A 22,625-nucleotide genomic window follows, 5' to 3' on the forward strand; every position below is an offset into this window, starting at 1 on the left:
ATCAGCTGCTTTTGTCCGTGCGGAAATCTGTTATTTTTAACGACGAAAGTTTATGATGCCCCCGAAATTCGGCACGAGCGGCCTGCGTGGATTGGTCACAGAATTGACCCCTGATTGTGTGGCCAAGTATGTCACCGCGTTCATTTCAGCATGCCCAATCGGTAGCGGGATATATGTAGGCCATGATTTGCGCGAATCGTCACCTGACATCGCAAAGTCTGTCGCAACGGCAGCGCGTGATGCGGGTGCAGATGTTACGATGTGCGGTGCGGTGCCGACACCAGCGTTGGCGTTGGCCTCTCAAAGGCAGCGCGCTGCTGCGATTATGGTTACAGGTAGCCACATCCCCGCTGACCGGAACGGACTGAAGTTTTATACGCCCAGCGGAGAAATCACTAAGGCGCATGAAAAACGGATTCTTGCATCGCTTGGGGGCAGCGGTCCTGTAGGTATTGGTCGTACGGTTCGGAACACGTCGGTTAACGATGAATATTGCGCGCGGTATACAGTTGCTTATGCGGATGCCCTATCTGGAATGCGTATCGGGTTATACGGTCATAGCGCTGTCGGTCGGGCAATGCTTGGTGAGCTTTTAGAAGCGCTTGGCGCAGATGTTGTGATGCTGGGTTGGTCTGATCAGTTTGTGCCCTTGGATACAGAAGCGATTCCCGACGAAACACGTGTGCAATTGCGCGCGTGGGCGCAATCATTTGGCGTTGATGCGATTGTGTCGACCGATGGCGACGGTGACCGCCCCATGCTTACTGACGGGAACGGCAATATCGTACCGGGTGACATTCTTGGGCAGATAACAGCGCAGGTTTTGGAGGCAGAAAACGTGGTTACGCCTGTTTCTTCAAACACGAGTGTTGGCCTTCTTCAATGCTTTGATAGCGTTGTACGGTCAAAAATTGGGTCGCCATTTGTGATTGCAGCAATGAAAGAGATGTCCGGCAAAACCGTTGGTTACGAAGCCAATGGCGGTTTTAGGGCTTTGGGACCGAACGGGGTTCTGCCGCCGCTAATGACACGGGATGCTGTTCTTCCCGTTGTTACAGTTCTTGCCGCGAGCCGTGAACATGGTGTGGCTGAGCTGGTTGCAGCGCAGCCAACGCGATTTACGGCGGCAAATCGGTTGCAAAATGTCCCAACGGAACGCGGGCAAGCGTTAGTGCAGCGGTTGACGGATGACGACAAGGCGCGCGCTGAATTTTTGCAACATTTAGATGCGGCCGAAGCTGAAAGCGATTTGACAGACGGTTTACGCATGACATTAACAGACGGTCGCATCATTCATCTTCGGCCCTCTGGAAACGCGCCTGAATTAAGATTGTATGTCGACGCGCAAAGTATTCAGGATGCTCAGACGACCTTATTTGCAGGCATATCGCTAATTTCCACACAATTAGATAGATTGAGTGCCCCTAGGTTAACCTTTGATTAACGTAGATAGTGACAAAACGCACAGACATTTGCCTACGGCCAGACCGTAGTCAAAAATAGGGCACGTTAGATTGGTTGACGTTTAACAATTTATGTCTGTGGGCTTCCCGTGCAGTAACGTGCGGGAAGCTTATTCTTTAGTTGTCATATCCGTTTGGATTGGCCGATTGCCATGCCCAAGTGCTTGCCGTCATGTCATCCAGGCCATGTGCTGCGCTCCAGCCAAGTTCTGCGGCTGCGCGTGATGCGTCGGCCTGCATCGCAGCGATGTCGCCCGCCCGTCGCGCCGCTTGTTTTGTGGGGATTGGGTTCCCGCATGCGCGTTCAAATGCTGCGATCATGTCGCGGACGCTATAGCTTTGGCCTGTGCCGATGTTAAATGGTCGTGCGCCGGTGGACTTTTCAGCGTAATTTATCGCAGCAACATGCGCGCGGGCCAAATCGACAACATGAATATAGTCGCGCAAACCTGTGCCGTCGGGTGTGTCGTAGTCGTTACCAAATACGGTCAACGCGTCCCGCTTGCCCACGGCGACTTGCGCGATGAATGGCATTAGGTTGTTTGGAATGTCTTTTGGGTCTTCACCAATTTTCGCAGAATGGTGCGCGCCAACTGGGTTAAAATAGCGCAGCAACACTGCTGACGTACCTGCGGTGGCTTTAGCCCAATTGGTTAGAATGTTCTCGGCCATCAACTTTGACTGACCGTACACCGACATTGGGGCTGTTGGATGGGCTTCGTCATAGGGGAGGTAGACCGGTTCACCGTATACCGTGGCGGACGATGAGAAAATGATGTTCTTACAGTCGATTCGATCCATCGCATGAAGGAGCGCGAGTGTTCCGCCGACGTTTACATCGTAATACAACAGCGGTTTTTCTTCACTCTCACCGACAGCTTTGAGCCCAGCAAAGTGAATCACTGCTTCGGGACGGAATTCTTGCATCACGCGGTCTAGGATCGCTGGATCACGAACATCGCCTGTGAAATCCGCGACATTTCCGTTCGATAACCCGCGCACACGGTTAAGAACTTCGGGTGTGGCGTTAGAGTAGTTATCGAGTACACAGACATCGTGGCCTTGGGCCATGAGTTCAAGAAGAGTGTGACTGCCGATATACCCGGCGCCACCTGTTACAAGCACACGCATTAGAGAATAAAATCATCCGTACTCAGACCCGTTACCCCAGTGACAAGAATCGCTATCTCGGCTGTGCCATCAAGGTCGCGGTCAATTTCAATTGTGGTGTCAAAACCGTTGTCGGTTACGACTAATGTGCTGGGTAACGTAAAATCTGTACCGAATCCAGAAACATCGATGAAATCAATGCCGACCTGAAAGTCAGTAATTGTGTCAGCGTGATCTGCCCAACTGTCACTAGCTGCGGCAAAGATAAATGTATCCGCGCCAGCACCACCCGTCATGGTATCTTGGCCCATACCACCTAAGATTCGATCTGCCCCATCGCCGCCGCTTATGGCGTCGTTGCCACGTCCGCCGGATAGGTCATCGCTGCCGAAATTGCCGTTGATCGTGTCGTTCCCGCTGCCGCCAAATATCGCATCTGCACCTGAACCGCCGTTCAGCGTATCATAACCACTTCCGCCATAAATGGTGTTCGTTCCACTCTCGGTTTCAACCGTATCGCTGCCAGAGTTCCCATAAAGTGTATCGCTGCCGGTTCCGCCGACTAAATGATCATCACCGCCGTTCCCGGATAAGGTATTGGCACTGTCGTTGCCGGTCAGCGTGTCGTTTCCAGATCCACTGCTTGCGTTTTCAATCACGACGCCATTGGCAATTGTGTAACCGCCGGAAATTCCGTTAGCAGCTGAAATAAAGCCGCCGCCGCCTACTTCGTATTGTAGCGTTGCAGGGCGAAGGTCGATGTTTACATCGAGGTTCCCGGTGTAGCCGATCGTATCGTCTCCGCCAGTGTCCCAAATAGCCAGCCAGCCTGTGCCACTGTTGGCACTGTTGCTGTCGGGTAATTCGTAAAAACTGTCGCCACTGGCATAGGTCGTGTTGGCACCATATATTTCTTGAAGTGCAGCGATATCCAAGGCCATCGGTCCAGCGGCGTCACCGTATGAAAAACTGCTCGATGGGGCTTCGTTATAACCACCGTTATAGGACATTATTGTATAGACGGCTTGGTTTAGGTCGTAATCGCCATAATCCCCAAAAGGAAAATCTGAGGCGCTGGGATCTAAACCGCTTAAGATCGAAGACCCGTCATGGGGGTGAGCAAGGCCCATTCCATGAAGTGCTTCGTGTACTATCGTGGAAAAACCCAGTCCCCCAGCTTGCAGGCCGTTCGTATCCCATCCAAATCCGCTGGCATTAAATACGCCGATGCTGGACGAAGAGCCGCTCGGGTAATAGAAATATCCAAGCAAGCCATCATTATTCAGTTCATTTGAGTCGAGAACGACTTGGAAGTCAGCGTTTGCATCAGTGGATTCTACAAACGTGACATCCGTAACGGCAGAAATGGATGCGAGTGCGGACATAAACTGCGAACGTTCGTAGGCGGACCAACCTTCAGATGTGATGCCATCGCGTTCGTCGCCGTTGGTAACAAAGTAAACCGTGATAGGCTCGTCGGTGTCGGTGCGCTGTGTTCCACCATCAAGTGTGTCGACTGGTGTTGGCGCAGTTACTGCAGTCGCACCAAGTCGATATGTGCCTGAGCCGTTGTCATCATACGCTGCTGCTTCAATAATAGAATGTACCACCTGTCTCATCCCCGATTGTCGTCTGTGAATTATAGTTGCCGCCGCTGTCATCGTCTTGTGCGATGAGGCGGCTCGTTGAGTCATAAACACGAAGATAAGGGTCAGCTAAAGAAACCCCGGTCAACGATAGTTGAACATATTCTCCAGGATCTAGGTCAATCCTGATCCAGTCTCGGTCACCGGAGGTTTCGAGCGTGTCTGAGTAAGTCCCCCCAACGCTGAGTGTGGCGGTTGTGGTGTTGTTGTTGGGAAGGTCAGGCATTCGGTAATCTCTTTTACGCAAGTACTTGGGCATATGCGCACTGAATTTCGCCTGAAAATATGGCGAAATTCAGTGCGCAGCACATATTCGTTGACGCACTTTCTACAAGCAGAAGCACACTGTCAAACTTTGCTATTAAATATAGCGGTTTATCGCGGATCAGGTTCTTGCATAAACATCTTCGTGACGAATAATATCGTCTTCGCCAAGATACCCCCCAGTTTGCACCTCGATCAAAACCATGTGCAATTTGCCGGGGTTTTCAAGGCGATGTTGTGCGCCAAGCGGTACGTAGATTGACTGATTCTCGGACACCAAACGAATACTTTCGTTTACGGAAACTTTGGCAGTTCCCTGAACGACAATCCAATGTTCTGACCTGTGATGATGGGATTGCAATGACAGCGATGCACCGGGGTTTACGACGATCCGTTTAACTTGAAACCGCTCCCCCATCGCAAGGCTTTCAAACCACCCCCATGGCCTATGATCCTTTGGAAAGTGCTCAGCTTGCGGCGCATGGTTCTTTTTCAAAATTCTGACGGCGCTTTTCACATCTTGCGTTCGGCTTTTGTGAGACACCAGCACAGCGTCAGGCATTGCAACTGCGACAATATCGTCTAGCCCAATCGCGACGATGGCTTGGCCTTCGACTTCGGACCGTAGCAATGTGTTTTCACAATCAATGGCGGTGGCTGCGCCAGATAGTGACAACCCTTTGGTTTCGGTTTCACGCCAAACGGCTGCCCAATCGCCAAGGTCGGACCAACGCCCACCATAGGGGACGACAGAGAGGTTGCTGGCCTTTTCCATCACGGCATAGTCGATCGAGATGCTTGGCGCGGCGGCCCATGGTTCGGGGGCGAGGCGGAGAAAACCAAGGTCAGGCTTAGCCTCATTCACGGCAGTATTTACCGCGGCATACATGTCGGGCGCATTTGCGCGATATGTGTCCAGGATCGTCTGGACCGAAAACAAAAAGATGCCTGCGTTCCAAAGATAGCAACCCTCTGCCATCATCGTGGCAGCATCGGTTGCGTTTGGTTTTTCTACAAAAGATTTAAGGGGGCGTGGTTCTTGGGTATTTCCGGGGCGGTGCTCTAATTCAAGATAGCCGTACCCTGTTTCGGGTCGATCGGGTTTAATCCCGAACGTAACAAGGTCGCCCGCTTCTGCGGCGGGGACAGCTGATGCGATGGCGTTCGCAAATGCATCGTCGTCAGGGATAACGTGATCTGATGGTGCAACAAGCATGAGCCCTTTGGGGTTGGTTTCGGCAATGTGCAGCGCAGCGGCTAAAATGGCAGGTCCTGTGTCTTTCCCTGTTGGCTCGATCAGAACTGCGCCCGGGTCGACACTGATTTCGTCTAATTGCTGGACGACAGTGAAGCGAAAGCTATCGCCCGTTACGACGACGGGCGCAGCATAGCGTGCTCCGCTTAGCCTTTTTACGCTGGCTTGGAACAGACTCGTTGCACCAATCAAAGGTGCAAACTGTTTCGGATAGCTTTTACGGGAAAGTGGCCACAGTCGTGTGCCTGAGCCGCCGCATAAGATGACCGGAGTAATTGTTTGTGATTCCATTATACGCACCTTTGGGGCGCGCCCGACTTTGTTTGCTCAACATACCAGTCGTATGTTGAGCTGAGCCCATCACGCAGGTTGATTTGTGGTTTCCATCCAAGATGGGCCAATTGGTCTGTATCAAGCAACTTGCGCATCGTCCCATCGGGTTTGGTGGTGTCAAATATGATCTTTCCTGAAAATCCCGCCGCATGTTTGATCATTTGGGCTAAGGCACCAATTGTTATGTCTTGGCCTGTTCCGACGTTGATGTGGCTTTGCATTGGTAGCGTGGCGTTGGCGTATGCGTGTTGCTCTAAATTCATCACAAACAGAGCAGCCTCTGCCATGTCGTCCACGTGCAGGAATTCTCGTTTTGGGGTGCCGGTTCCCCAGATGGTTACGCTGTCATTATTGTTCTGAACTGCAGCATGAAAACGGGTGATCAATGCGGGCAAGACATGTGCGTTTTGGGGATGAAAGTTGTCGCCTGGGCCATATAGGTTTGTTGGCATGATGGACCGGTAGTCTGTGCCGTACTGCCGGTTATAGCTTTCGCACAGCTTGATCCCGGCGATTTTCGCAATCGCGTAGGGTTCGTTCGTGGGTTCGAGCGGACCAGTTAACAATGCGGCTTCTGTTATCGGTTGGGCAGCTTCGCGCGGGTAAATGCATGACGACCCAAGGAATAGTAGTTTGTCGATTCCCGCTGCGTGGGACTGGTGAATCACATTTGCCGCAATCATCATGTTTTCGTAGATAAACTGTGCGGGATAGGTGCCGTTTGCCATGATCCCGCCAACACGTGCGGCTGCAAGGATCACGGCATCTGGGCGTTCACGTTGTAGAAACTGACGCACGGTACTTTGGTCGGTTAGGTCTACTTGTGCACGGGTGGCGGTGATGACCTCGTGCTTAGCTTCCTTTTGTAGCTGCCGGACAATTGCGCTTCCGACCATGCCAGTGTGACCGGCTACATAAATACGCATGTTATGCCTCGACCGTCATGGGTAGGCTAAGCCCGTGTTCCTGTAGCAGCGCGTGACGTCGTGCTGTTTGTAGGTCTTCGGCCACCATTTCAGCGCACATCTGTTGCGCTGTGATTTCGGGCGACCAACCAAGCTGCGCTTGCGCTTTTGTTGGATCGCCTAGCAATGTGTCCACTTCGGCGGGCCGGAAATAGCGTGGGTCGATTCGCATGATCACGTCACCGGGTTTGACCGATGCGGCGCAGTCGCTAGTTACGGCTGTCACGGTCGCCGTTTCGTGGATGCCTTGCCCTTTAAATGCTAATTGCAGTCCCAACTCTGCCGCGCTCCAACAGATAAAGTCGCGGACAGAATGCTGGATGCCGGTGGCGATCACGTAATCCTCTGGGGTGTCTTGTTGCAGCATCATCCACTGCGCACGTACATAATCTTTGGCGTGGCCCCAATCGCGCTGGGCGTCGATGTTGCCCATGTAAAGGCAGTCCTGAAGACCCATCGCGACATTGGCCAGCCCGCGTGTGATCTTGCGGGTCACAAAGGTTTCGCCGCGGCGGGGGCTTTCGTGGTTAAACAAGATCCCGTTGCAGGCAAACATCCCATAAGCCTCGCGGTAATTCACGCAGGTCCAGTAGGCGAACATCTTTGCAACGCCGTAGGGGCTGCGTGGATGGAACTCGGTCTGTTCCGTTTGGGGGCTTTCGCGCACTTGGCCATATAGTTCAGATGTCGATGCCTGATAGAACCGCGTCTTCTTTTCTAGCCCAAGAAAACGGATTGCTTCGAGAAGCCGGAGCGTACCCATTGCGTCCACATCAGCGGTGTATTCCGGAGCTTCAAAGCTAACGGCGACGTGGGATTGTGCGCCAAGGTTATAAACCTCGTCCGGCTGCACCTGTGCGATGATGCGGGTAAGGTTCGAACTGTCGGTTAGATCACCATAATGCAGGATGAACCGTGCGTCGTCTGTTTGTGGGTCTTGGTAAATGTGATCGACGCGGGCGGTGTTGAACTGCGACGCGCGCCGCTTGATCCCGTGCACCTCGTACCCTTTTTCAAGTAGTAGTTCGGCCAGATACGACCCGTCTTGGCCGGTGATCCCGGTAATCAACGCACGTTTAACCATTAATAGCCTCCGATGCCGCGTAGCGATTCGTTAACTACGTTGGTGCCGGAGAGGTCTTAACGACGCGTTAACCGTCGTACGGTGGGTTTAGGGATCATTTACGCTGTGGCCGCAATACTGCGCTGGATTTCACATTTCCCGAAAGGCGCGATTGTTTCCATGTCCGATCAAACTCCAAATCTGTCTTTGCCGTTCATCATGCCTGCACAGGCGCAAAAACACGTTACCCATAACGAAGCGATCGAGCTTCTTGATATGATGGTGCAGTTCACCTTGGAATCAAGCATGGCGATTGCACCGCCATCGGCTCCAACCGAAGGCCAAGCTTGGGCGCTGGGCGTCGGTACGACGGGCGACTGGGTAGGGCAGGATGGCCTGATTGCAACGTGGCGGGGTGGGGGGTGGCTATTTGTCGCGCCTCGCGATGGCTGGCTGGCATGGGTCCGCGATATCGGTGAATTGCAGGTGTTGAATGGTGGTCAGTGGGTGACCAAGGGCGCGGCTGCTGAAACCCAGAATTTACCGATGGTTGGGGTGAATGCGACCGCTGACACTACCAACCGATTGGTCGTGTCGAGCGATGCAACATTGCTTAATAACGCGGGGGCTGGGCATCAGGTGAAAATCAACAAAGCGGGGGGCAGCGATACGGCTTCACTGCTCTACCAAAGTGGTTGGTCTGGCCGGGCCGAGATGGGACTGTCTGGCAGCGATGATTTCAGCATTAAAGTCAGTGCAGACGGGACAAGCTGGGCATCGGCCATCGTGATCGATAGCGCTGATGGACGCGTGCGTATCAACCAATTGCTGCATGTGACGCCGGGTGCGGCGCCCGCAAATCCCGAAACTGGTGACATCTATTTCGATTCTTCAGCGCTGAAATTGCGCTGTTATGACGGGACCGTTTGGCACGACCTTTTCTAAGGTCATCGACACAAAAGTAAGATTCGAGGGCGTGGCCATAATTGGCCGCGCCCTTTTTCTTTGCCGTGCCAAAATCGAAGTACGCTGATTGTATGCAGAAAAATGGTGACACAAATGCATATAGGGTCTGATATGCTGTGGATTAACCGTGCAGGGTGCTTGCGACAACATAGTTGCTCTGCTACATCGCGCAGGATTTTGACGCTTTCGTGATCCACGGGGGCCAAACAAGTTGCCTGTTTGCTGTCCGCTGTTGGACGGTGATCTGGGCCTAAGACATCGGAAGGGTGGACGTGTCCGAAACTGCTGGTATCTCCACAAGCATTGCATCGCGTTATGCGACCGCAGTGTTTGACCTTGCCAAAGAAGGCAAGGCCATCAAAGCGCTAGAAACTGACGTAGCTGCTTTGGAAACTGCAATCTCCGACAGCGCCGATTTGCGCACGTTGCTGACATCGCCGCTGTATAGCCGCGAACAGCAGGGTGCAGCAGTTGGTGCTGTTGCGAAGAAAATGAAATTGTCTGCGACAACAAGCAACGTGATGTCTCTGCTCGCGAGCAAGCGTCGTTTGTTTGTGTTGCCGCAGTTGCTGAAAGTGCTGCAAGACATGTTGGCTGAAGAGCGCGGCGAAGTGACTGCAGAAGTCACAGCAGCGAAAAAGCTGACAAAAGCGCAAGCTGATAAGCTAGCCAAAACACTCACTGCCCAAGTGGGCAAATCTGTCACCATCAAAGAAACCGTCGATGAGTCAATCATTGGCGGTCTTATTGTAAAAGTGGGCTCTAAGATGATCGATACGTCGATCGCCTCCAAGCTCAACGCACTCCAGAACACTATGAAAGAGGTCGGATAAATGGCGATCCAAGCGTCTGAAATCTCTGCGATCCTTAAGGACCAGATCAAAAACTTCGGTCAGGAAGCCGAAGTGGCCGAAGTTGGCCGGGTACTAAGCGTTGGTGATGGTATCGCCCGCGTTTACGGCCTTGATAACGTTCAAGCCGGTGAAATGGTTGAATTCCCCGGTGGTATCCGCGGGATGGCCTTGAACCTTGAATCTGACAACGTTGGTGTTGTTATCTTCGGTTCCGACCGTGACATTAAAGAAGGCGACACCGTTAAGCGCACCAAGTCCATCGTGGACGTGCCCGTTGGTGACGAACTGCTGGGCCGCGTTGTTGACGGTCTTGGCAACCCATTGGACGGCAAAGGTCCAATCAAAACGAAAAAGCGCGCAGTTGCTGATTCCAAAGCACCGGGCATCATCCCACGTAAATCGGTTCACGAACCGATGGCGACTGGTCTGAAATCTGTTGACTCCATGATCCCAGTTGGCCGTGGCCAGCGCGAATTGATCATTGGTGACCGTCAGACAGGTAAAACAGCGATCGCACTTGATACGATCCTGAACCAAAAGTCTTACAACGACGCTGCTGCAAGCGATTCAGACAAGCTGTACTGTGTGTACGTTGCTATTGGTCAAAAGCGCTCGACAGTTGCTCAGCTGGTTAAAAAGCTCGAAGAGTCTGGCGCGATTGAATATTCAATCGTTGTTGCTGCGACAGCTTCTGATCCTGCGCCGATGCAGTTCCTTGCACCATACGCTGCGACTGCAATGGCAGAGCACTTCCGCGACGCTGGCCGTCACGCGCTGATCATCTATGATGACTTGTCCAAGCAAGCTGTGTCTTACCGTCAAATGTCCCTGCTTCTGCGCCGTCCACCAGGACGTGAAGCTTACCCAGGTGACGTTTTCTACCTCCACTCCCGTCTGCTCGAGCGTTCTTGTAAGCTGAACGAAGACAACGGTTCTGGTTCTTTGACTGCTCTGCCAATCATCGAAACCCAAGGTGGTGACGTTTCTGCGTTTATTCCAACCAACGTGATCTCGATCACTGATGGTCAGATCTTCTTGGAAACAGAACTGTTCTACCAAGGTATCCGCCCTGCGGTGAACACTGGTCTTTCAGTTTCTCGTGTTGGTTCTGCTGCGCAGACGAACTCTATGAAATCTGTTGCTGGTCCAGTTAAACTTGAGCTTGCTCAGTACCGTGAAATGGCTGCGTTTGCGCAGTTTGGTTCCGATCTTGATGCCGCGACACAGCAGTTGCTGAACCGTGGTGCCCGTCTGACCGAGCTGATGAAACAGCCACAGTATTCGCCACTGACCAACGCTGAGATCGTTTGCGTGATCTACGCTGGTACCAAAGGCTACTTGGATAAAGTTGGCGTCAAAGACGTTGGCCGTTTCGAGGCTGGTCTTCTTAAGCACCTGCGTACAAACGCAGCTGATGTGCTTGAAATGATCACCAAAGAAGATCCAAAGATCAAAGGCGACGCTGAAGCCAAGATCAAAGCTGCTTTGGACACATTCGCTGCCGATTTCGCTTAAACCGTAAGATAAGGAGACGAACACGTGCCTAATCTTAAGGACCTTAAAAATCGGATCGCGTCGGTCAAATCGACCCGTAAGATCACGAAGGCCATGCAAATGGTCGCGGCGGCAAAACTGCGCCGCGCCCAAGACGCAGCCGAGGCATCACGCCCCTACACAGAGCGTTTCAACGCTGTGATGGGCGGGCTTGCTGCTTCGGTTGGCGGTTCAGAAAGTGCACCTAAATTGCTGTCCGGTACGGGCAGCGATCAGGTACAGCTTCTGGTCGTCATGACGGCTGAACGTGGTTTGTGTGGCGGCTTCAACGGCAACATTGCCAAGCTAGCCAAAACACATGCGCAAAAGCTGATCGCTGAAGGCAAGACAGTGAAAATCATCACTGTTGGTAAAAAAGGCCGCGACGCGATCAAACGCGAGTTGGGCGAATACTTTGTCGATCACGTCGACATGAGTGGCGTCAAACGTCTCGGCTATGTCGATGCGCAAAACATTGCAAAGGACGTGCTGTCCCGCTTTGATGATAACGAATTCGATGTCGCGACTATCTTTTATGCGCGCTTTGAAAACGTTGTTACTCAGCACCCGACTGCACAGCAAATCATCCCAGCCAGCTTTGATGTGGCTGAAGATGCTGAAGCTGCACTTTACGACTACGAGCCAAGCGAAGAAGAAATTCTTGCTGACTTGTTGCCGCGCGGTGTTGCAACAGCAATTTTCAGCGCTCTGCTGGAAAACGCGGCCTCTGAGCAGGGCGCACGGATGTCTGCAATGGACAACGCAACACGCAACGCTGGCGACATGATCGACCAACTGACAATCGAGTTTAACCGCTCGCGTCAGGCTGTGATCACCAACGAGCTGATTGAAATTATTTCGGGCGCGGAAGCGCTCTAGACCCCGGAGAAAACCATTATGGCAAACGCTAAAGGTAAGATCACGCAGATCATCGGCGCCGTCGTTGACGTGCAGTTCGGTGACCACCTGCCAGAGATCTTGAACGCCCTAACCACTGACAACAACGGCAAGCAACTGACACTCGAAGTTGCTCAGCACCTTGGTGAAAACACAGTTCGTACTATTGCTATGGACTCCACTGAAGGTCTGGTTCGCGGTCAAGAAGTGACCGACGAAGGCACAACAATCACAGTTCCAGTTGGCGACGCCACACTGGGCCGGATCATGAACGTGATCGGTGAACCAATCGACGAACGTGGCCCAATCGGTGAAAAAGATCGCCGTTCCATCCACGCTGACGCGCCAGCTTTCGAACAGCAGTCCACTGCGTCCGAAGTTCTGGTAACAGGCATCAAAGTTATCGACCTTCTCGCGCCTTACGCGAAGGGTGGTAAAATTGGTCTGTTCGGTGGTGCGGGTGTTGGTAAGACAGTTCTTATCCAAGAGCTGATCAACAACATCGCTAAAGTGCACTCTGGCTACTCTGTATTCGCGGGTGTTGGTGAGCGTACACGTGAAGGTAACGACCTTTACTACGAATTCATCGAATCCAACGTTATCAACATGGAAGACCTGACCAAGTCCAAAGTGGCTCTGGTTTACGGTCAGATGAACGAGCCTCCCGGTGCGCGTATGCGTGTTGCGCTGTCTGGTTTGACAATGGCCGAAGCGTTCCGCGACCAGTCCGGTACAGACGTTCTGTTCTTCGTGGATAACATCTTCCGCTTTACACAAGCTGGTTCCGAGGTGTCCGCGCTTCTGGGTCGTATTCCTTCTGCTGTGGGCTACCAGCCAACACTGGCAACCGACATGGGTGCGATGCAGGAACGTATTACGTCGACCAAAAACGGTTCGATTACTTCTGTTCAGGCTATCTACGTACCTGCGGATGACCTTACCGACCCTGCACCGGCAACATCGTTTGCGCACCTTGATGCGACAACCGTTCTGAACCGTGCGATCTCTGAAAAGGGTATCTACCCTGCGGTTGACCCGCTCGATTCAACATCACGTCTGCTGGACCCAGCAATCGTTGGTGAAGAGCACTATGCAGTTGCTGCTGACGTTCAGCAGATGCTTCAGCGCTACAAGTCGCTTCAGGATATCATCGCGATTTTGGGCATGGACGAACTGTCAGAAGAAGACAAACTGACCGTTTCACGTGCACGGAAAATCGAACGCTTCCTGTCGCAGCCGTTTGACGTTGCTGAAGTATTTACTGGTTCACCAGGTGTTCAGGTTCCGCTGGAAGACACAATCGCGTCCTTTAAGGCCGTTGTCGCTGGCGAATACGATCACCTTCCAGAAGGTGCATTCTACATGGTAGGCGGCATCGACGAAGTGAAAGCGAAAGCCGAAAAAATGGCTGCAGCCGCAGCTTAATTGTTGCGGTTAGGAATTAGAAAAAGGGGCGCATCTGCGCCCCTTTTTGCGTTCTGTCATACTGGTAGATGTTTATTTCGTTTCGTTGGCGTTATTCTTGAAGTTCGTGAGCTAGCTATGACCATGTCGTCGACACTTAAAACTAAAAAATTTCAGGAACTGTTATGACCTCTTTAAAACGACTTACGTGGTTTTCGTGGGCATCGGTCGCTTTAATGATAAGTATCGGGTTGACCTATTTTATCAGTGCTGAGAATGGTCGCGATTTTGCGGGGCTAGTACTCGGACGGGATTTTTTAAATCTATACACAGCAGGGGGACTGCTCGCGGAAGATAAGGTGGGCGTCTTGTTTTCTCAGAATGCATATATGGAGGTTATCACCGAGCGATATGGTGATGACTACAGTGCTCATAATTGGTCATACCCTCCTACAGTGTTTTGGGTAGCTATCGTAGTGGCTAAATTGCCCTACATGCTGGCGTTGCTGGGATGGTATATCGTCGGGGTTGCTTTGATCGCTGTTGCTGTGCGTGCCTTGGAACTTGATGGAAAGTGGGTGCTATTTATTGTTCTATCGCCGGCCGGTTTGTTGAATATCATCGCAGGGCAAAATGGTTTCATAACCGCGTCATTATTATGTTTTGCATTTTGTTACAGTCAGCGCAGTGTGGTGCGTTCGGGTGTTAGCTGGGCGCTCCTGACATTTAAGCCACATTTGGGTATTGTTGCAATTCCGATGTTAATTGTCCGGCACGAGTGGCGGTTGATTGGTTGCGGTGCGATCGCCTTCGGTTTGCTCGTTTTTGCGACAGTATTGGTTTGGGGCACCGAACCATGGAATATGTTTTTTTCGATTACAGCTGAGCAGCAACGACTTGTTCTTGAAAATTGGCGAGGGGCTATTAATCTTTTAGTTCCAACAGGTTTTATGCAGGGCCGAATGTTTAATTTTGGAACTGGTGACGCATATTTGCTACACGCAGCTTACGCTCTTGTTGCTGTATTACTGTCTATTAGAGCGTTACCGTTGCGAGATGTATGTGTTCGCAGTTGGCTAACTTGGTTCACACTTACGACATTTTCAGTTCTTCCATATTACTTTCTATACGACCTAGTAGTCTTTCATATCATGTTGGCAATGTATGTTCGGGATCCAGAAAAACTCTTTGGCTTGTCGCCTAAAGCATCAGAACTTGCTTGGGCGTTCATGTGGTTGATGCCTGTAATCGGCACGGTGATCGCATTGGTCTTATCGGTTCACTTATTTCCATTACTATTGCTCTGTATGCTCTGGCAGCAGCGACTGCTGCGACATCAAGAGCGCCAGTTGGCGCTTGACCCTTTGGCAGAGACTAATTAGTCGAGTGTCGTCAATGTTTCCTTTGTAAAGCGATAGCATTTGGCAGTGACGAATGGTATGAACGCGGCAAATGCTGAGGTCCGGACAGCCCGGTACAGCTAAGCTGAAAAAACCTGCAAGGAGCCGACATGGCGAACCTACAATTTGATCTAGTATCTCCTGAGCGCCGTTTGGCGTCTGTCGAGGCGACCGAGGTCCAAATCCCCGGTGCCGACGGTGACATGACCGCGATGGCGGGCCACGCACCAACCATTACGACACTGCGCCCAGGTATCTTGAGCGTGACACACGGTGGCACCACTGAAGAATATGTTGTTCTTGGTGGTTTCGCTGAAATCAGCGCGACAAGCATCTCTGTGCTGGCTGAACAGGCCCTGCACCGTGATGAATTGACCCAAGAAGTCTACGACCAAATGATCGCAGACGCTAAAGAACTGTACAAAAAGCATGAAGAAGTGTTCGAAAACGAACCTGGTCCTGTCGATGACGCGGCTAAGCTGATTGCCGATATGGTAGCAATCGGGTCTCATATCGGGTTGGATCCGAACCAATCTAACTTCGGTTAAGGTTGCGCAAATTATTGCCATTGGCCCCGCTGTGCGGGGCCTTTTTCTATTGTGGGGTCGCGTTTGGTGTTTAAAAGTGAAATACAACCATAAGTAAGTTTCTAGTTCGCGAACAGTATGCACAGATTAAGCAGTGGAACAATTGGAATAGACCACGGAGAAGTGGTTCTTTTTTCCGATTTTGAAGACGATGGCGCGATGTGGCGCGGCGAAGGCCCGCGCCAAAGTCGTGCAACAGTCAAATTTAACACGTCCTACGGGGCTGTGCCGCATGTCCAAGTTTCTATGTCTATGTGGGACATATCGAATTCAACGAACACCCGCGCTGACGTGCAGGCAGAGAATATCACCAAAGACGGGTTTGAGATTGTGTTTCGGACTTGGGCCGACACACAAGTGGCACGCGTGCGCATCGCTTGGACGTCGTTCGGAGAGCTGCCTCACGACGAAGGCTGGGAGCTCTATTAGAGAGAAAGGGCGCCGAATGAATCGACGCCCTGAATGCTTTATTTCGCGGCGTATAGGCCTTCGTAGATTGGGCCAAGCGTCTTGTGATCGAACAATGATGACACAGATGTGCCGTTCCATGTGTTCAGGATCGCTTGTGCGAACATCGGTGCAGTCGGGACGATACGGATGTTTGGTGCGGCTTGAACAGCCTCTGTCGCGGCGATCGTGTCGGTGATGACTAGGCTTTTCATCGCTGAATTCGTGATGCGTTCGACCGCCGGGCCAGACAAAACGCCATGTGTGATGTATGAATGAACCTCTTTCGCGCCGTTATCCATAAGGACTTCAGCGGCTTTGCAAAGCGTACCAGCTGTATCAACGATGTCATCGACGATGATACAAACCCGGTCTTTTACGTCGCCGATAACAGTCATTTCAGCGACTTCACCGGGCTTACCGCGGCGTTTGTCGACGATGGATAGGGGGGCGCCAATGCGCTGCGCCAGATCGCGGGCACGGGCCACGCCACCAACATCAGGGGACACAACCATGACGTCATCCATGCAAGACCGGAAGTTATGCATCGCGTCCAGTGCGTAAATTGGGGACGCATAAAGGTTATCGACAGGAATATCGAAAAAACCCTGAATCTGCGTTGCGTGCAAATCCAGGGTAAGGATACGTTCGACGCCGGCTTCGACCAGCATGTTCGCGACCAGCTTGGCCGTGATCGGTGTGCGGGCCTTGGAACGGCGATCTTGGCGCGCGTAGCCAAAGTAAGGGATCACTGCGGTAATGCGGGCCGCTGATGAACGGCGTAGCGCGTCAGCAATAATCAGCAATTCCATCAGGTTGTCGTTGGCGGGGTTTGATGTTGGCTGGACGATGAACATGTCCTCACCGCGGACGTTTTCGAAAACTTCAACAAAGATTTCGCCATCGTTGAACCGTTCAACACGGGCATCGACAAGTCCGACATCCATGCCGCGATGCATCGACATCCGGCGAGATATTGCTTGGGCTAGAGGCTGATTTGAATTTCCAGAAATCAGCTTTGGCGCAGTCATAGTTGGCATCAGTGGGGTCCTTTGGCAGAAGGCAGTAACAGAGGCGTGACAGATTCGAGGCGTTGACACCGACTAACACAGGGTTACCGTCACGCAAACAATTCGCGCACTCTAGGAGACTAAAAATGGCCCATATCGACTATTTCTTTGCGACCATTTCGCCGTTTAGCTACCTATGCGGGACTCGCCCAGCCGAAATCGCGGCGAAGCACGGCGCGACCATCACTTATAAGCCGCTTGATATCATGAGCCTGTTTTCCCGGACCGGTGGCACAGCGCCCAAAGATCGGCACCCCAGCCGTATGGAATACCGTGCACAAGAACTGCGCCGTCAGACTGCCCAGACGGGCATGCCATTGAAACCAAAGCCCGCGTTTTGGCCAACGAATCCTGCGCCATCGTCCTATGCGATCATCGCGGCGCAAAACGAAGGTGGCGACGTTGCTGCGCTCGTCCATGCGATTGGCGCGGCTTGTTGGGCCGAAGATCGCGATATTTCCCAAGATGATGTCATTCGTGACTGTTTGACCAAAGCAGATTTTGCACCGGATCTTGCGGACAAACACATGCTGACCAGCGCCGATACCTACGCCAAGAACTTGGAAGAGGCCGTAGCACGTGGTGCGTTTGGTGCGCCGTTCTTTATTACCGACACGGACGAAAGATTCTGGGGCCAAGATCGTCTTGATGACCTCGATGCATATTTGGCTGGGCGCGGCTAAATGCAAAATATCATGGGGCATGACATTCATGCCGATACAGTCGGAGAGGGATCTCCGGCGCTTGTCTTGCATTGTGCGCTTGGCCGATCCGAAGCAATGGTGCCGCTGGTCCAACAGCTTGGTTATCGGACGAATTTGTTTGATCTGCCCGGTCATGGCCAAAGCGGCAAATGGGATGGGGCAAGCGACTATCAACGGCTGACCACCGATGTTGCTGGCCAGTTGTGTGATGGGCCGACGCATGTGATTGGCCATTCTTTTGGTGCGACTGCTGCCTTACGGCTGGCTGTAGAGCGCCCTGAATTGGTAAGCCGTCTAACCTTGATAGAGCCCGTCTATTTCGTGGCGGCCAAGGGCACTAACGCTCACACGGAATTCGCAAAAGGGTTTCGCCCGTTTGTCGCAGCGATGTTGCGTGGGGAGGAAGACGCCGCCGCCAAGATGTTCAATGAAATCTGGGGTGGAATGCCGTGGGATGCGATGTCGGATCGGCGTAGGCAGTACCTGACAGACCGCATTCATTTGGTCGTAGCAGGTGCTGCTGAGATCGAGGAAGACGCGGCTGGGATCACATCAGAGCAGCGGCTAGGCGCAGTGGAACTACCCGTCACACTTATCCGTGGTGGTGCGTCGCAGGCTGTCATGGCTGATATTCACGCCACGCTGGCTGCGCGATTACCGAACGCGACTGATCATGTGGTGCCGGGTGCAGGACATATGCTGCCGATGACCCATGCTGATCAGGTTGCCGAAATCATCCGTTCAGCAGCTTGATGAACTGCTGAACCCCGTCTTCGGTCATCGACCAATCGGTGACCAGACGGCCCGTTAACAGCGCGTCTGGGTCGCCCTCATTGGGATCGCCATTCATTACATAATAGAATGCGCCGCCATCCAGCATGCGCTTGTGTTCGCTGCGCGGCATGTCGAAAAAGATGATATTGGCCTGCGGGTCGTATTGGAGCGTCAGCGCGTTATGCCCGCGAAGCCCTTCGGCCAATTGTGCACAGCGAGCGTTGGCCGCGCGCGCAGTGTCTAGCCATAGCCCATCGGTTAGATAGGCCTGCATCTGCGCGGATAGAAAACGATGCTTGGACAGCAGGTGGCCGCCGCGCTTGCGCCGCAGTTCAAATTCCCATGCAAGGTCAGGATCAAAGATCACGCAGGCCTCTACGCCCATCGCACCGTTCTTGGTGCCACCAAAGCTGACGGTGTCGATGCCAGCCTTCCATGTCATCTCCGCAGGGCTGCAATCCAGCGCGACCAATGCATTTGCAAACCGGGCGCCGTCCATATGGGTTTTCATGCCAAAGCCACTGGCGATGTCAGTCAAAGCTTTGATTTCGTCGAGCGTGTAGATCGTGCCTTTTTCGGTCACTTGCGTAATCGACAGCGGCCCACGTTGCGGGCCATGGACGCCGCGGTTCTGTTCTGCCTCAATTTTGCTGCGCAACACGTCTGGCGACATCTTCGCGTCGTCAGTCGGGACGAGCGTTAGCTTAGCCTGTGAATAGAACTCTGGCGCGTTGCATTCGTCTTCTTGGATGTGGGCGACATCGGCACAAAAAATCGTATCCCAGGGCTGGGACATCGTAGCAAGCAGTAGGGCGTTTGCGCTGGTGCCGTTGATGACCAGATAAACGGCGGCTTCTGGGGCCTCGAACACATCTCGTACTTGTTGGCGTACCGTGTCCATGATCGCGTCCGCGCCATAGCCTGGTGCATAGCCGGTGTTGGCAGCCATGACGGCTTCGATGACTTTTGGGTGCGCAGGACCGGCATTATCGGATGAGAAAAACATCTAGGTTGGTTCCTCTATGACGTGATCTTCCCAGTCGTCTTCATCGACCTCGAATTCAGGTACGGTCATGCCCTTTACGGAAACGCCTGCACGGTGAACCGATTCTGGATCGCCTGTAATCAGCGGGTGCCAGTCGTACAAAGGGCGACCTTCATAGATTAGGCGATAGGCGCAGGTCTGGGGCAGCCAATACATCGTCTCTTGGATCGTCTTGGGCGTTAAAACGATGCATTCAGGGACGAATTGATGGCGGTTAGGGTAATTACTGCAAAGACAGCTTTCGTCGTCCAACAGACGGCAGGCGACGCGTGTCATCACAACCACGCCAGTGTCTTCGTCCTCGAGCTTATTCACGCAGCATTTGCCGCAGCCATCACACAAGGCTTCCCATTCGGGTTTGTTGAGCTTGTCCATCGGTTTGGTTTCCCAAAACCGGTCCGCTAGACCCGCGCGAGTGATTTCATTCGACATCTTGCAGAATCTTTCGGGCAGTGTCGCAGTCAGCATCCATTTGAGCGATCAGCGCGTCGAGCCCATCGAACTTTAGTTCTGGCCGTAAGTACTCGACCAAGGCGACAGATAGGGTCGCGCCGTATAGGTCACCCTTAAAGTCGAAAAGGAAGCTTTCGCAATTTGGAACCTCGCCATTGAACATGGGGCGCACGCCAATGGATGCGGCGCCATCGTATGTACCCGCATGCGGGCCATCCAGAACGTCGACCTTCACCGCATAGACGCCAAATTTTGGTGGGTGCAGCCCGGTGATCGACATGTTTGCCGTCGGAAAGCCAAGGTCGCGACCACGCTGGTCGCCACGAATGACCTCGCCTTCGATCCGGTGCCAGTGACCTAGCATCGCGGCGGCATCGCGCGGTTTTCCATCGGTCAGCGCCTGACGGATCGCGGTGGAGGACACGTTGGCGGCGTCAACAGTTAGGATCGGTGCGACAGTCACGCCAAAGCCCATTTCTTCGCCAAATGCCTGAAGGTCAGCGACCGTGCCAGCGCGCCCTTTACCAAAACAAAAGTCTGCGCCAACAACCACGTGCTTTAAGCCCAACCGATCAGTGATGACAGATTGGGCGAATTCGCGCGGGGTCAGATTTGCGAGTGCTTCGTTAAACGGAACCTCATACAGTTTTTCGACGCCTAGCTTTTCTAGGCGGTGCGCGCGCGCCTCTGCGTTCATCAGCCGAAACGGATTGGGATCGCGCGAAAAATAAGTGCGTGGATGGGGTTCAAACGTCATGACGCCCAATGGCGCATTCGCGGCCTTTGCCGCTGCCCGCGCAAGATCAATGACGGATTGGTGCCCGACATGGACCCCATCAAAGTTGCCAATAGCCGCGGCCGCGCCGCGGTCGCTAGGGTCAATAAATAGGGTATCTCGGATGATGCGCATGGCCTTGCGTAGCGCGGCCTGCGGGGGGCTGCAACCCTAGTCGAACTTGCGCGACGGAGCGAGAACGGTCGCATCCCCCACCAACACCTTTTTGTCGTTCACAAGGCAGCGGGTGTTCATCGTCACCCGGCGTTTCGCGTGATCAATGTCGACGACTTCGACTTCTGCCAGAACCATGTCGCCGGGGCGAACCGGCGCAAGGAACTTCAGGCTTTGGCCTAGATATACTGTGCCATGACCGGGTAGTTGTTCGCCAATTACGGCTGATACGAGGCCAGCAGTCAGCATCCCGTGCGCGATACGCCCACCAAAGATCGTGTCTTGGGCATAGTCGTCGTCAAGATGCACTGGGTTCCGGTCAGTTGAGACTTCGGCGAATAGCTCAATATCACGGTCAGTTACGACCTTGCGCAAAGACCGGACCATACCGATCTCGATATCTTCGATACAGATCGTTCCGCGTGGGGCGTTATCTAGCATGTTGCGCTCCATTGAGTAACAAAAAATCCCATATGCCGTTTGGCTTTGAAATTTTATTACTTTGCAAGCGCAGAAAAATCAAGCGTTACGTTACCGCAAGTGGCCGATAGCGAAGGTGGCGCTGATCTTTTGATCATCCAGATAGGTTTTCAGCGCATCCGGGTCAGGTTGCGTCGTCGTTTTCGTTTCGGTAGCGGCCAATCCGCCTGAAATGAACAACACATCCAGATCTTCTTGGAGCGCGCCCAGTACATCAGTGTGCGGGCCGTCGCCAATCGCGATGATGGACGCGTCAGATGGTACCTTGTTCAACGCCGCTAAACGGCGGCGCGCAAGGTCATAGATGGGTGGGTGGGGTTTGCCGAAATACAGGCTCTCTCCGCCCATTTCAGTGTAAAGCTGGGCCAAGGCACCCGCACACCATTCACGAACGTCGCCACGATCAACGACGATATCAGGGTTGGCGCACAGCAGCTTTAGGCCCTTTTGTTTGGCGTAAAGGAAGTCGGCGCGGTTCACAGCAAGGTCGGCCATCGGGTCGAACGGGCCGCAGCAAACGATGCCTTCGGCCTGATCCAATGGAACTCGCTGAATGTTAACTGGTTTGTCGATAATCTGGAGAGGTTCAAAAAAGGCATCATCGCGCGGGCTTTCACCCATGAAGTAGACCTTTTCACCGACGATGCCGCGATACATGGCAGCACGCGCGCTGTCGCCCGATGTCGCAATCGCGTCCCATGCATCCTCTGGAATGCCAAAGTCCAAGATCTGATGCGCAACTGATTCCCAAGGGCGGGGTGAGTTGGTGACAAGCACCACAACACCACCCTGCGCGCGATAGGCTTGCATGGCCGCAACCGCGTCTGGCAGGGCTTCAACACCGTTGTGCATGCAGCCCCAAAGGTCAACAAAGGCCGCGTCATACTGGCCCGAGATGTCTGCGAAAGTTTCGATAATCCGGGTCATGGCGCGGCCTTTGATAATTGTAAGGATGGAACGCCC

23 protein-coding genes are annotated in these 22,625 nt (G+C 53.1%); 11 read left to right on the forward strand and 12 right to left on the reverse strand.

What is annotated here, in order from left to right; translation table 11 throughout:
* Positions 1–52: 52 nt before the first annotated feature.
* Positions 53–1,444, forward strand: coding sequence for a phosphomannomutase (locus tag CLV80_RS14005; RefSeq protein WP_243394581.1), 1,392 nt, complete (start codon positions 53–55; stop codon positions 1,442–1,444).
* Positions 1,445–1,580: 136 nt separating this feature from the next.
* Here the strand turns inward: CLV80_RS14005 and galE are convergent, their stop codons facing one another.
* The 6 genes from galE to gmd form a co-directional block, all read right to left on the reverse strand.
* The gene (gene galE, locus CLV80_RS14010) at positions 1,581–2,594 is read right to left on the reverse strand and encodes a UDP-glucose 4-epimerase GalE (protein WP_106358556.1); all 1,014 of its coding nucleotides are present in this window, start codon (positions 2,592–2,594) and stop codon (positions 1,581–1,583) included.
* Positions 2,594–4,183: a M10 family metallopeptidase gene (locus CLV80_RS14015; RefSeq protein WP_165793388.1), complete on the reverse strand. Its 1,590-nt coding sequence runs from the start codon at positions 4,181–4,183 to the stop codon at positions 2,594–2,596. The genes galE and CLV80_RS14015 overlap by 1 nt, the downstream gene beginning before the upstream one ends.
* On the reverse strand, positions 4,164–4,445 hold the full coding sequence (locus CLV80_RS18490; RefSeq protein WP_165793389.1) for a hypothetical protein: 282 nt from the start codon (positions 4,443–4,445) through the stop codon (positions 4,164–4,166). The genes CLV80_RS14015 and CLV80_RS18490 overlap by 20 nt, the downstream gene beginning before the upstream one ends.
* A gap of 159 nt (positions 4,446–4,604) precedes the next feature.
* Positions 4,605–6,029, reverse strand: a complete 1,425-nt coding sequence (locus CLV80_RS14020) for a mannose-1-phosphate guanylyltransferase/mannose-6-phosphate isomerase (RefSeq protein WP_106358558.1) — start codon at positions 6,027–6,029, stop codon at positions 4,605–4,607.
* The gene (gene fcl / locus CLV80_RS14025; protein WP_106358559.1) at positions 6,029–6,997 is read right to left on the reverse strand and encodes a GDP-L-fucose synthase; all 969 of its coding nucleotides are present in this window, start codon (positions 6,995–6,997) and stop codon (positions 6,029–6,031) included. Before fcl ends, CLV80_RS14020 begins: the two co-directional genes overlap by 1 nt.
* A 1-nt stretch (position 6,998) precedes the next feature.
* Positions 6,999–8,120: a GDP-mannose 4,6-dehydratase gene (gmd, locus tag CLV80_RS14030; RefSeq protein WP_106358560.1), complete on the reverse strand. Its 1,122-nt coding sequence runs from the start codon at positions 8,118–8,120 to the stop codon at positions 6,999–7,001.
* Positions 8,121–8,279: 159 nt separating this feature from the next.
* Between gmd and CLV80_RS14035 the strand changes: the two genes are divergently transcribed.
* The 8 genes from CLV80_RS14035 to CLV80_RS14070 all read left to right on the forward strand — a co-directional run bounded on the left by CLV80_RS14035 (position 8,280) and on the right by CLV80_RS14070 (position 16,169).
* Entirely contained in the window at positions 8,280–9,044 is a 765-nt protein-coding gene (locus CLV80_RS14035) for a DUF2793 domain-containing protein (protein ID WP_106358632.1), read from the forward strand.
* A 293-nt stretch (positions 9,045–9,337) separates the two neighbouring features.
* Complete coding sequence (locus tag CLV80_RS14040; RefSeq protein ID WP_207766590.1) at positions 9,338–9,898, forward strand: F0F1 ATP synthase subunit delta; 561 nt, start codon at positions 9,338–9,340, stop codon at positions 9,896–9,898.
* Positions 9,899–11,434, forward strand: a complete 1,536-nt coding sequence (gene atpA / locus CLV80_RS14045) for a F0F1 ATP synthase subunit alpha (RefSeq protein ID WP_106358562.1) — start codon at positions 9,899–9,901, stop codon at positions 11,432–11,434. It begins immediately after the preceding gene.
* A 24-nt stretch (positions 11,435–11,458) separates the two neighbouring features.
* Entirely contained in the window at positions 11,459–12,331 is an 873-nt protein-coding gene (locus tag CLV80_RS14050) for a F0F1 ATP synthase subunit gamma (protein WP_106358563.1), read from the forward strand.
* A gap of 18 nt (positions 12,332–12,349) precedes the next feature.
* The gene (atpD, locus tag CLV80_RS14055; RefSeq protein WP_106358564.1) at positions 12,350–13,774 is read left to right on the forward strand and encodes a F0F1 ATP synthase subunit beta; all 1,425 of its coding nucleotides are present in this window, start codon (positions 12,350–12,352) and stop codon (positions 13,772–13,774) included.
* 164 nt (positions 13,775–13,938) lie between these two features.
* Complete coding sequence (locus tag CLV80_RS14060; protein ID WP_106358565.1) at positions 13,939–15,135, forward strand: glycosyltransferase family 87 protein; 1,197 nt, start codon at positions 13,939–13,941, stop codon at positions 15,133–15,135.
* Positions 15,136–15,263: 128 nt separating this feature from the next.
* The gene (locus CLV80_RS14065) at positions 15,264–15,701 is read left to right on the forward strand and encodes a F0F1 ATP synthase subunit epsilon (RefSeq protein ID WP_106358566.1); all 438 of its coding nucleotides are present in this window, start codon (positions 15,264–15,266) and stop codon (positions 15,699–15,701) included.
* 162 nt (positions 15,702–15,863) lie between these two features.
* Positions 15,864–16,169: an H-type lectin domain-containing protein gene (locus tag CLV80_RS14070; RefSeq protein ID WP_375342202.1), complete on the forward strand. Its 306-nt coding sequence runs from the start codon at positions 15,864–15,866 to the stop codon at positions 16,167–16,169.
* A gap of 38 nt (positions 16,170–16,207) precedes the next feature.
* Here the strand turns inward: CLV80_RS14070 and CLV80_RS14075 are convergent, their stop codons facing one another.
* The gene (locus CLV80_RS14075; protein WP_106358568.1) at positions 16,208–17,227 is read right to left on the reverse strand and encodes a ribose-phosphate pyrophosphokinase; all 1,020 of its coding nucleotides are present in this window, start codon (positions 17,225–17,227) and stop codon (positions 16,208–16,210) included.
* Between the two features lie 116 nt (positions 17,228–17,343).
* On the opposite strand from CLV80_RS14075, the gene CLV80_RS14080 reads away from it, so the two are divergent.
* The gene (locus CLV80_RS14080) at positions 17,344–17,940 is read left to right on the forward strand and encodes a 2-hydroxychromene-2-carboxylate isomerase (RefSeq protein WP_106358569.1); all 597 of its coding nucleotides are present in this window, start codon (positions 17,344–17,346) and stop codon (positions 17,938–17,940) included.
* Positions 17,941–18,714, forward strand: coding sequence for an alpha/beta fold hydrolase (locus CLV80_RS14085; RefSeq protein WP_106358570.1), 774 nt, complete (start codon positions 17,941–17,943; stop codon positions 18,712–18,714).
* On the opposite strand, the gene CLV80_RS14090 is transcribed toward CLV80_RS14085, so the two are convergent.
* From CLV80_RS14090 to CLV80_RS14110, 5 genes are all read right to left on the reverse strand, one after another.
* Positions 18,695–19,741: a threonine aldolase family protein gene (locus CLV80_RS14090; RefSeq protein WP_106358571.1), complete on the reverse strand. Its 1,047-nt coding sequence runs from the start codon at positions 19,739–19,741 to the stop codon at positions 18,695–18,697. The two genes, CLV80_RS14085 and CLV80_RS14090, sit on opposite strands and share 20 nt — an antisense overlap.
* The gene (locus CLV80_RS14095; RefSeq protein ID WP_106358572.1) at positions 19,742–20,212 is read right to left on the reverse strand and encodes a YcgN family cysteine cluster protein; all 471 of its coding nucleotides are present in this window, start codon (positions 20,210–20,212) and stop codon (positions 19,742–19,744) included. It abuts the gene before it with no gap.
* The gene (locus tag CLV80_RS14100; protein WP_106358573.1) at positions 20,202–21,143 is read right to left on the reverse strand and encodes a bifunctional riboflavin kinase/FAD synthetase; all 942 of its coding nucleotides are present in this window, start codon (positions 21,141–21,143) and stop codon (positions 20,202–20,204) included. The genes CLV80_RS14095 and CLV80_RS14100 overlap by 11 nt, the downstream gene beginning before the upstream one ends.
* Positions 21,144–21,179: 36 nt before the next feature.
* Entirely contained in the window at positions 21,180–21,623 is a 444-nt protein-coding gene (locus CLV80_RS14105; protein WP_106358574.1) for a MaoC family dehydratase, read from the reverse strand.
* A gap of 90 nt (positions 21,624–21,713) precedes the next feature.
* The gene (locus CLV80_RS14110; RefSeq protein WP_106358575.1) at positions 21,714–22,589 is read right to left on the reverse strand and encodes a TIGR01459 family HAD-type hydrolase; all 876 of its coding nucleotides are present in this window, start codon (positions 22,587–22,589) and stop codon (positions 21,714–21,716) included.
* Positions 22,590–22,625 lie beyond the last annotated feature (36 nt).

The sequence above is a fragment of the Yoonia maritima genome (assembly GCF_003003285.1).
Lineage (GTDB): Bacteria > Pseudomonadota > Alphaproteobacteria > Rhodobacterales > Rhodobacteraceae > Yoonia > Yoonia maritima.